The organism is Synechococcus sp. OH2 (genome assembly GCF_047462155.1).
GTDB lineage: Bacteria > Cyanobacteriota > Cyanobacteriia > Thermostichales > Thermostichaceae > Thermostichus.
Genome location: NZ_JANSIR010000058.1, coordinates 11,376 through 22,233, shown reverse-complemented (window position 1 = coordinate 22,233; position 10,858 = coordinate 11,376). Strand labels below are relative to the sequence as shown.

Sequence of the window (10,858 nt, the reverse complement as noted above, 5' to 3'; positions counted from 1 at the left end):
AGCCCACCTGGGTGTCGGCGGTGGCGGCGCGGGCGGTCAAGCGCCAGGTAGTCAGGTTGTCCGGCCAGCGCACCTGGACCTGGGCTAAGCCATCGGCATCGGTCACCAAATCCGGGAACCAGGCGGCGGTATCGCGAAAGTCTTCCCGCACCTGGCCGGCCAACTTGTCGGCACCACCGGGGTATTGCTGAGGGAAAGAGGTGGTGGTGGTAACTTGGTTGTCCTGGCGCCCGTAGAAGAAGCGGCGGATATCGGGGGTGAAGTCGGGCCGCAGCAGGTAGAGGGCGTTGTCCACGATCCCCAACCCCACCTCGGCGCTGACCGGCTGCCCTTGGGCGTTGCGGGTGCGGATTTGAATTTGGGCCGTCTCCCCTGGTTGATAAGTGGGCTTATCCGTCTGCAGCTCCACCTGCAAAAAGCGATCCAACGGCGAGACCCGCAGCAGAGCCTCGTTCTGGTACAGCCGCCGCTCTGGGCCGAGGACGGTGGCGGTGACGTAGAGGTTGGGGCGATACTCCTCCCGGATGGGCAGGCGCAGGGTGGCCGTATGCCCCTGCAGGCGCAGCACCTGTACCTGGTGCAGCCGGGATCCCTCCAGACCCACCAGCACCGGCAGATCCGGCAGCGGCGAGACGATCAGGAGCTGGGCCTCTTCCCCCACTTCGTAGATCTGGCGATCCGCCACCACCTCCAGGCTGGGCAGGGATCCCCAACTGGGCAGGGGGTTGCCCGGCTCCACCACCCAGAGATGGTCTACCTCCTGCACGCGGTAGCGACGAGGATCCTGGGCCGTCAGCCGCACCCGGTAGTCTCCCGGCTCCAGGTCGGCGGGCAGGCGCAGAACCAGGCTGCCCTCGCCGTTGACAACCTGAAAAGATTGCCGCAGCAGAGTGGCTTGCCGTCGGTAGACGCTGCTCTGGGGATCCCAGCGCCAGCGCTCCAGGCTCAGCTCCCCGGCGGTGCTGACCGGTTGGCCGTCGTAGTCGCGGGCTTGCAGCCGGTAGGTGATGACATCCCCTGGAGCAGGCAGGTGGCGATCGGCCTCGGCAAAGAGGGCAAATTGGCCGGCCGTCACCCAGGCCCGTGCCGTTCCGGTCACGCTGCGGCGGCTGATATCGCTCACCTCCACCTCGATGCGCAACTGCTGCACCTCCTGCGGGCCCCAGTAGCTGTCTTCCTCCCAGTCCAGATCCTGCAACAGGCGCTCCAGGCGAAACTCCGCCCGCCCCTGGGCATCCGTCACCCCTGCTCCTTCCGCCACCAGCCCCCCGTAGCCGCCGTAGTAGCCCTGTTCCTCTCCCAGGTCGCCGGCAAAATAGTCTTCTGCCCCCGAATGAGGCAACAGCCCGTAGCGCAGGCTCCAGTCGGGGCTGCTGTAAACCCAGTAGCGAAGCTGGGCAGCGGCCACCGGCGCCCCGAAAAGATACTCGGCCTCCACCTGTACCTTCAGGGATCCCCCCCGCACCAGCCAAGGCCGGTCGGGCACCACCCTCACCTCAAACTCCGGTTTGCGGTAGGCTCCCACCTCGAAGGCGGTGTACTCGCGGCTGGATCCCTGCGGCCCGGCCACCCGCCACTCCAGGCCGTAGCTGCCCAGGGGGGTTTCCTCCGGCAATTGAAACTGCCCGTGGACGCTGCCGAAAGCGTTGGTGGCCAGGGTTTGCTCGCCCAGCACATCGCCGTCGGGGGCGGTGAGGGTTACTTGCACCGGCTGGCCTGCCGAGGTGAGGCGGTCGTGCTCCCGCACCAGGGCGCGAAAATAGACCGTCTGGCCGGGGCGGTAGAGGGGACGATCCGTGTAGGCGTAGATGCGGTGGGGCTGGTTCCAGCCATAGGCATAGCTGCGGGACAAAGCCTGCAACGTGTTGTCGGCGCTGTGGCCATAGACCACCAGCGAGGATCTCTCCCCTGTCGGCAAGCTAAACCGGGCCAGCCCCTCCTCGTCGGTGGTGGCAATGAGGGGATCCCTCCACTCCCCAAAAACTTGGATCTGGATCCCCGGCAGAGGACGCAATTCCCGCAAATGCACCGCCTGCACCACCAACTGGCTGGCATCCTGTTTCTGGATGAGGCCCAGGTCACTCACCAAAAGCCACTCTCCCGACCAAGGCAGCGGTGCCGCCGCCTGCCGCGGCTGTTGGCCTTCCGCCTCCAGCCAGTAGGCCCCCGGCGGCAGGATCCCCAGCTCCAGGGTGCGGGTCAGCTCTTCTCCCCCCAGTGGCTGCTGCCAACGGCGCACCAGCTCTCCTCGCAGGATGGAATACAAATCCGGAGCCAGGGATCCATAGCCAGCATCGGCCAGATCCCGCAAGAAAGGGGATCCTTCCAAATCAGCCAGGGAAAAGCGGTAGAGGGCAAACTGCACCGCTCCCAGGCCACTGGCCCGCCACTGCAGCCGTGCCGGCTCTGCGGTCGTGAACACCGAGCTGGGGCTGTAGAGGTAGAGGCTGGGGGGCAGAAGCTGCGGGCGTAGGAGAGGAGCAGAAGCTATCGCCCCTTCCCGCACCTGCACGGGTCTCTCGCTGGAGACCGTCTCTAGGCCGGATCCCCGCACCGTCACCCGGTATTCCCCAACGGGCAGCCGCTCCAGGCGGTACTCGCCCTCCGCAGACGGGCTGATGCTGCGGCTCACCGGGCCGGCGGCAATCACCTGGACGTTCCCCGGCGCCACCCCTGCCGGCAGCTCCACCCGCCCCAGCAGGGATCCCGTCGGCTGTTCCGAAAGCAAGACCGCCAGCCCCACTCCCAAAAACACCACCAGGGCCACCAACCACCGCCGCAGCATGGATCCCTTCCTCCTCCCGATGGGTTCTGGTTGCCCTGGGGATTCAGTCGCTACTTCACCAGCTCAAACACGTTGAACATGGGCAGGTACATGGCCACGATGATGCAGCCCACCATCCCGCCCAAGATCACGATCATCAGCGGCTCCAGCAGGCTGGTGAGGGCACGCACCGCCTCCTCCACCTCCAGCTCGTAGAAGTCCGCCGTCTTCATCAACATGGCATCCAGCTCCCCCGTCTCTTCGCCCACGCTGATCATCTGGATGGCCATGATCGGGAAGACCTTGGCCTTATCCAGGGCCGGCGCGATCTGCCCCCCCTCTGAGATGGATTGGCGGGCAGCGTCGATGGCGTTGGCCACCACCTGGTTGCCGGAAGTGTCGCGCACGATCTCCAAAGAAGTCAGCACCGGCACCCCGGAGCGCGTGAGGGCCCCAAAGGTGCGGCAAAAACGGGCCACCGCCGATTTCTGGATCAGGTCGCCGAAAATGGGGAGCTTGAGGGCCAGAGCATCAATGGTCTCCTTGCCGGCGGGGGTGCGGTAAAAGCGCTGGAAAGCAAAAAAGACCGCCGCCAAAAAGCCCACCAGGCCTAAGCTGTACTGGGGAGTGCGCAGGAACTTGCTGATGTTGATAAAAAACTGGGTAAAGGCGGGCAGCTCCCCCCCCAAATCGTTGTAGATGCTCTCAAAAGTGGGCAAGATGAACAGCACCATGCCCAAAAAGATTAAGACGGCCAAAATGGTCACCACCACCGGGTAGGTCATGGCCGATTTAATCTGCTTCTGCAGGCGATCCATGTCCTCCAGCAGCTTGGCCAGCCGGTTGAGCACCTCGTCGAGTACACCGCCCACCTCCCCCGCCTGCACCATGCTGCAGTAGAGGCCGTCAAAGGCATCCGGATAAGGGCGGATGGAATCGGACAGGTTCTTCCCCGCCTCCACTTCCGCTCGAATCGCCCGCAGGTATTTCTTGAGCTTGGGGTTGCCGGTCTGCTCCTCCATAATGGTTAGGGAGCGCACCATCGACACGCCGGCGTTGATCAGGGCAGCAAATTGCCGCGAGAACACCGCCTTGTCGCGAATGTCGATGGATCCCATCATCGAGAAATCAAAAGAGGTATCCAGGGAGAAGAAGGGCTTTTCTTCCTGGATATCTTCCTGTTTGGCAAAAATGCCCTCGCGGCGCAGCCGTGCGCGGGCCTCGGTCAAGTTGTTGGCCACCACTGTCAGGCGCACCGGCTGACCGGCCTTTAGCCCCCGAACCTTGTAGCGCGGCATGGCTTACCCCTGCTTGGATCGTTAGTTCGACACGCCGGAATGGGATCCCTTGGCTCAGTCTCGCAACCTTAGACAAACCGACGCTCTCTTCAGCTAGAGCTTAGCTACAAATGGGGCCGGCGGCCAGAGGTTGGCGAGGAACTCTCAGCCAGGGATCCCTGGAGCCAGCGTTTAGCGACGGGCGGCAGCCGCTGCGGGCCGCTGGTGTTGAGCTGCCGCGGCTGGCGATGGCCCGGTGACGTTGCCCAAAAGTCGCTGCAACTCCTCAGGGCGAGAGGTCTTGGACATGGCCGTATCGAAGTCGATCTTGCCCTGCAGGTAGAGGTTGGCCAGATCCTGCTCCAGGGTCTTCATGCCCTGCTTACCCCCTGTCTGGATGGCCGAGTAGATCTGGGCGGTCTTGCCCTCCCGAATCAAGTTGGCGATGGCCGGCGTCACCACCATGATCTCCTGCACCAGCACCCGCCCCGGTTCTCCTGGCTTGGGGTTGAGGCGGCGGGCCAAAGTTTGCGAGAAGACGGCTTTGAGGGAGTTGGAGAGCTGCACGCGGATTTGTTGCTGCTGCTCCGGCGGGAACACGTCCACCAGGCGATCCACCGTCTGGGCAGCAGAGCTGGTGTGCACCGTGGCAAAGCAGAGGTGGCCGGTCTCGGCGGCGGTAATGGCCAACTGGATGGTTTCCAGATCCCGCATCTCCCCGATCAGGATCACATCCGGATCCTCCCGCATGGCCGCCCGCAGGGCGTTGGCAAAGCTCTTGGTGTCTTCCCCCAACTGCCGCTGGTGGATGATGCTGCGGATGGGGGTGTAGATGTACTCAATGGGATCCTCGATGGTAAGGATATGCTCGGCTCGCTCGCGGTTAATGAAGTCGATGATAGCGGCCAAAGTGGTGGACTTGCCGGATCCCGTCGGGCCGGTCACCAGCACCAGACCCCGCGGCAGACGAGCCATCTCCTTACACACATCCGGCAGGCCTAGCTTGTCGATGTTGGGGATTTCCGAAGCCAACGCCCGCATCGCGCAGGCATAGGTGCCGCGATCCCGGTAGACGTTGACGCGGAAGCGACCGATCCCGCGCACGCCGTAGGAGCAGTCCAACTCCCAGTTTTGCTCCAGGTGTTTGCGCTGGGTGTTGTTCAACATGCTAAAGATGAGCCGCTGCACCTCCTCAGGGGTAAGGGGCTCGTGCTCCGTTGGCTGGAGTTCGCCGTTGATGCGGAAGTAGGGGGGCAAACCGGCGGAGATGTGGATGTCAGAACCGCCCCTGCGGACGATTTCTTCCATCAGGTCTTCGATCATTAGTTGTGGCATAGGGCTGGTGTCTCCAATCAGTAAGCTGGGTCAGTCTGTGTTCGACCTGGGAGTTGTCGATGAAAAACCGTTCTAAAGCTGGGCCAGAGGCAACCCTCTAGGACTCGTATAGGACTGTTATAATCGGCACCCTGGCGGCGTCAAGAGCTAGGCGGCTTGCCTAAAACTTCGGCGTCAGGCAGTAGGGACAATCCATCCACTCCACCTGCAGGGCGGCACCACAGTTGCGGCAGGTGCTAAGGGCCTTGGCACGAGCCTTTAACTCGGTTTCCAAGCCCTTGTCGGTGAGGATAACCCGATCGACCTCCTCCAACGTAGTCAGACCCTGCTTCACCAGCATCAAGCTGTAGGCCAGCAGCGTCTTCATGCCGCTTTCGACAGCCGCTTCCTTGATGACCTCGGTGGGAGCCCCCTTGTTGATCAACTCGGCCAGGCGGTCGTTCATGCGCATGAACTCGTACACCCCCACTCGGCCTTTGTAGCCTACGCCCCCGCATTTCTCGCAGATGGGCTTGCCGGTGGCTTTGCGCTGCTCTACTTCCTTGGGAGAGAGCTTGTTGGCCTTGTAGAAAGTCACCTGCTCGCTGTCGCCGCTGAGGCTGAGGCCATAGCGGGCCAGTTCTTCGGGGGTGGGGTGATACGGGATCCGACACTCGGTACATACTCGGCGCATCAAGCGCTGGGCCAGCACCCCCAACAGCGAGCTGGAGATCATAAAAGGCTCGATCCCCATCTCCGTCAAGCGGGCGATAGCACCGGGGGCATCGTTGGTGTGCAGGGTGGTCAGCACCAGGTGGCCCGTGAGGGAGGCTTCGATGGCGGTTTTGGCCGTCTCGTGGTCGCGGGTTTCCCCCACCAGGATGACATCCGGGTCTTGCCGCAGGAAGGCGCGCAGGATCATGGCAAAGTCCATGCCCTTTTCGCGGATCACCTGTACCTGGGTGAGCCCCGGCAGGGAGTACTCGATGGGATCCTCGGCGGTGCTGATGTTGATGCCGGGATCGTTTAGCTCTGCCAGAGCTGAGTAGAGGGTAGTGGTTTTCCCGGATCCGGTGGGCCCGGTTACCAAGATCAAACCAAAGGGTCGCTTGACAACCTCCTTGAAGCTGGCCAGGGTCTCCGGGTCGGTGATCAGCTTGTCCAGGCCGAGCTGGGTGGCGGAGTTGTCCAAGATGCGCAGCACGATCTTCTCCCCATAGCGGGAGGGCAGGGTGCTGACGCGGAAGTCCACCTTACGCCCCTTGAATACGCGCCGAATCCGCCCGCCCTGGGGCAAGCGCCGCTCGGCAATGTTGAGGTTGGACATGATTTTGAAGCGGGCGGTAAGGGCGGGGACAACCTTTTTGGGAAAGTTCTCAAAAGCCTGCCGCAGCACCCCGTCCTTGCGGAAGCGGATGCGCAGGTATTCTTCTTGCGGCTCGATGTGGATGTCCGACGCCCCGTCCTGCAGTGCCTTAATCAGGATTTGGTTGGCCAGTTTGATGATCGGGGCATCGTCTGCCGACTTGAGCTGTTGCTCCAGGGATCCCTCGCCGGCCTCATCGACGGCGACGTCCTCGATGCTGTCCAGGTCGATCTCGGCGGTATTGACCACCACCTCTTCTTCCTCTTGGGCGGCAGCCGCGTCGTTGATGCCCTTGATGGCCAGCAGCTCCGCCTGCGCGTCCATGTAGCGGTTGATCAGAACCTCGAAATCCCGCTGGGTGAAGACCCGCCGCTGCAGCTTCAGCCCCTGGATACGGAAGCGCCGCTGGATATCATCGAGCGCCTGCAAGTTATCCGGCTTAACCATTGCCACCAGCACTTGGTTGTCTTGGCGGCGGATGGGCAAGAACTTGTAGCGGTTGCAAATATCAAGGGGCAAGAGCGAGTCGATGAGCCCGCTCATCTCCGAGATCTCCACCGGCTCCAGATCGATGTCGAGGGAGGGGATCCCGTAGATGATTTTTAGCTCAAAGAGCTGCTGCCGCTTGTAGGCCCGCTCCAGGTCGGGGGTGATCTCTCTGCCAACAATCTCTTTGACCACCAGAGCTAGGGCCTTGCTGCCCCCTTCGCGATTGGCTTTGAGGGCGTTTTGGATGTCCTGGATTTGCTTGTCGTCGGCAAAGCCCAGCTCTTTTAGCTTGCGGCCAAAGGGGGTGATGCTGGTATTGGCAACAGCTAGGGCTTTACTAGAGGCGCTGCGACGGGTTAGAGGAAGAGGAAGGTCGTTCATGCTACTGGGGCCACCTAAGCTGTGCTCATATGATAATGGCTGCAGTTAACCTCTAGGAGCAACGGTAAAGACACCCAGAGCTGCGCCTGTCCTCCACAGCCTGACTAGGGAGGCAGGGAAAACCTCAAAGGACAAAGTTGGCTCAACGTGCTCAGGATTGATCTCTTGGAAATCGCCCATGCGGCTCTACGTTGAATCTTTCACGGTTCACAAGCGCTATGCCCTCACCCTCAGCCGCGGCACTCATACAGAGGCCACTCTGGCCTGGGTGCGGATCGAGCAGGAGAGGATTGAGGGCTGGGGGGAGGCCTGTCCCTTCTCGGTGAGCGATGACTGCCACCAGTCTGTGGACGATATCTTGATGGGTCTGGAGATGGCGCAGGGGATCCTGCGGCGCTATTCCCCCTGGGAGCGGCAGCTCATTGAGGCGGAACTGCTGCGGGCCGGGATCCCCTCGGCGGCGCGGGCGGCGGTGGACATGGCCCTGCACGATTGGATGGGCAAACGGCTGGGGATGCCGCTTTGGCAGTTGTGGGGACTGGATCGCTCCCGCATCCCACCCACCACTTTGACCATTGGCCTTTCTACTCCTCAGGCGGCCCGCCAGCGGGCCTTGGCCTGGATGGAACAGACCCAAGCGCGGGCCTTTAAGATCAAGCTGGGCAGCGACTTGGGGCTGATGGCCGATCAGAACATGCTGGTTGCTGTGCAGGAGGTGATCCCACTGGGATCCCTGATTACCGTGGATGCCAACGGCGCCTGGACGGTAGAACAGAGCTTGAGTATGAGCAATTGGCTAGCGGGGCAAGGGGTGAGCTACCTGGAGCAGCCCTTGGAGAGGGGACAGGAGGCGAAGCTGATCACCCTGTGGCACGAGTCGAAGCTGCCCATCTTTGTGGATGAAAGTTGTTTCGACAGCCGCGATATTCCTGCCCTAGCGGATCGGGTGCACGGCATTAACATCAAGCTGATGAAGTGCGGCGGCCTCAGCGAAGCCTGGCGCATGATCCACACCGCCAAAGCTTATGGGCTACAGGTAATGCTGGGCTGCTACAGCAACACCGCTCTGGGCAATACGGCGGCGGCTCACCTAGCGCCGCTGGTGGACTACCTGGACTTGGACAGCCACCTCAATCTCATCGACGATCCCTTTTCCGGAGCCCTGCTGCAGGAGGGCTGTCTTATCCCCACCGACCGACCGGGCTTAGGGGTAGAGCTGCGGGAGTAGGTACCGTGGAGCAGGTGGGATCCCTCTCCAGCCAAACTCGGGTGGCCATCCTGCTCCACGGCGGCCTGCTGGGGGAGCACGGCAAAACAGGGCTGGGGCTGCTGCGCTATGGGCCTTTTCCGGTGGCGGCGGTGATCGACCGGGAGCAGGCGGGGGGATCCCTGGCCCAGTTAACCGGCATTGCCCAGGATGTTCCCATCGTGGCCTCGGTGCAAGAGGCGCTGGTTTACAACCCCGAGGTGCTGGTGATTGGGATTGCCCCTTCCGGCGGCCAGTTGCCCCCAGCGTGGCGGGAGGAGCTCTGCCAAGCCCTGCAGGCCGGCCTATCTCTGGTGAATGGTCTCCACACGCCTCTGGCCGAGGATCCCCAATTGCGGCAGCGGCTGCAGCCGGGAGCCTGGATCTGGGACATTCGCCGCGAACCTCCTGGTCTTGGGGTAGGGAAAGGCCTGGCCCGTTCCCTCCCCTGCCGGCGGGTGCTGACCGTGGGTACCGACATGGCCGTGGGCAAAATGTCCACCAGCCTGGAACTGCACCGAGCCAGCCTGAAGCGCGGCCTGCGCTCCCGCTTTCTCGCTACCGGGCAGACCGGGATCCTCATCAGTGGCGATGGGGTGCCCCTAGATGCGGTGCGGGTGGACTACGCCAGCGGTGCCGTGGAGCAACTGGTGCTGCGCCACGGCCTTGACCATGACATTCTGCACATTGAAGGCCAGGGATCCCTGCTCAACCCCGCCTCTACAGCAACCCTGCCCCTGTTGCGGGGATCCCAGCCCACCCACTTGATCTTGGTACACCGGGCTGGCCAGACCCACATCAAAGGGATGGACTACGTACCCATCCCTCCCCTGCCCAAGGTCATCGAGCTATACGAACAAGTGGCCAGAGCTGCCGGTGCCTTTGCCCCCGTGCCGGTGGTGGGGGTGGCCCTCAATACCTTTGGCTGGGAGGAGGAGGCTGCCCTGGCCCAGATCCGCCAGGTGGAAGCGGAGACCGGACGGCCCTGTACCGACGTGGTGCGCTTTGGGGCGGATCCCCTCTTGGACGCCATCCTGGCAGCCGGCTAACCCCACGGCTAATCCAGGCGTCTCAGAGAGAGCGGCGACGGGGATCCCCCCTGGCGGCGGTTTCGCTGTCGAGCACCTCCAGGATGGCCTTGGCGGCGCGGGCCAAAACTCCCGGCTCCCCCAGCGCTGCCCGCATGGCAGCATAGTCGGCCTGTAATTGGGCTCGGCGCTCCGGCTGAGTCAGCAGCTCCAGCGCCAGTTGGGCAATCCGCTCCGGCTGGGCCTCCTCCTGCAGCAGTTCCGGCACAATGGGGCGCATCAGCACCAAGTTGGGGGGAGACATAAAGGGCACCGACACCTTCAGCCAATGGCGGGCTAGCCAAAAGGTAATGGGGTTGAGGCGGTAGATCACCACCTGCGGGATCCCCAAAATAGCCGCCTCCAAGTTGACGGTGCCCGACTTGGCCAGCACCAGGTCAGCGGCGGCCAACAGCAGGTGATGCGCCTTTGGCGGGGAAGGGCGAGGCAAGACAAGGGTGAGATCGTCCAGTCCATAGCGGCGGGCAGCCCGAGCAATCGGGGCGGCAAAACGGGGCGAGGCCAGCGGCGCCCAAAACCGCACCTGAGGCAGACGAGCCCGCAACAGCCGCGCTGCCTGGAGCAGGATGGGCAGAACGGAGCGCAGCTCCTGGCGACGGGAGGCGGGCAGCAGCGCCACCACCGTTGCCTCCTCAGGGATCCCTAGCTCAGCTCTGGCCTGAGCGCGACCGGGTACCCTCGCCAAAATATCCAGCAGGGGGTGGCCCACATAGCAAACCTGGGCGCCTGCTGCGGCGTAGTAGCGGGCTTCTTCTGGGAAGATGGCCACCATCAGTCGCATTTGCTGGGCTAGGCGGTAGGTGAGGCGGCTGTTGGGCGACCACACCCATTCCTGGGGGGCAATGTAGTAAACGGCAGGGATGCGCCACCGCTGCAGCAGGGGGACAAGGCGGCTGTTGACGCCGATGTAGTCCACCAAGATGGCCAAATCCG

Annotated in this window: 7 protein-coding genes; 2 read left to right on the top strand and 5 right to left on the bottom strand. The window is 63.0% G+C overall.

The annotated features are described in order from the left end of the window. From NW835_RS04750 to NW835_RS04735, 4 genes are all read right to left on the bottom strand, one after another. The coding region (locus tag NW835_RS04750) for an MG2 domain-containing protein (RefSeq protein WP_414414649.1) at positions 1-2,785 on the bottom strand (2,785 nt) is incomplete at its 3' end. A 50-nt stretch (positions 2,786-2,835) separates the two neighbouring features. Beyond that, positions 2,836-4,062 carry a type II secretion system F family protein gene (locus NW835_RS04745; RefSeq protein WP_414414648.1) on the bottom strand — a complete coding sequence of 409 codons (1,227 nt, stop codon included), beginning with the start codon at positions 4,060-4,062 and terminating at the stop codon, positions 2,836-2,838. Between the two features lie 171 nt (positions 4,063-4,233). Continuing rightward, entirely contained in the window at positions 4,234-5,376 is a 1,143-nt protein-coding gene (locus NW835_RS04740; RefSeq protein ID WP_414364470.1) for a type IV pilus twitching motility protein PilT, read from the bottom strand. 160 nt (positions 5,377-5,536) lie between these two features. After that, a complete protein-coding gene (locus tag NW835_RS04735) occupies positions 5,537-7,591 on the bottom strand; it encodes a GspE/PulE family protein (protein WP_414414647.1) in 2,055 nt (684 codons plus the stop codon). A gap of 178 nt (positions 7,592-7,769) precedes the next feature. On the opposite strand from NW835_RS04735, the gene NW835_RS04730 reads away from it, so the two are divergent. Together NW835_RS04730 and NW835_RS04725 are read left to right on the top strand one after the other, a co-directional pair. Further along, on the top strand, positions 7,770-8,819 hold the full coding sequence (locus NW835_RS04730) for a dipeptide epimerase (protein ID WP_414364466.1): 1,050 nt from the start codon (positions 7,770-7,772) through the stop codon (positions 8,817-8,819). Positions 8,820-8,824: 5 nt separating this feature from the next. Then, positions 8,825-9,886 carry a DUF1611 domain-containing protein gene (locus tag NW835_RS04725; protein ID WP_414414646.1) on the top strand — a complete coding sequence of 354 codons (1,062 nt, stop codon included), beginning with the start codon at positions 8,825-8,827 and terminating at the stop codon, positions 9,884-9,886. A 22-nt stretch (positions 9,887-9,908) separates the two neighbouring features. Here NW835_RS04725 and lpxB read toward each other — a convergent pair. Next, a partial coding sequence (gene lpxB, locus NW835_RS04720) for a lipid-A-disaccharide synthase (RefSeq protein ID WP_414414645.1) occupies positions 9,909-10,858 on the bottom strand: 950 nt, incomplete at its 5' end.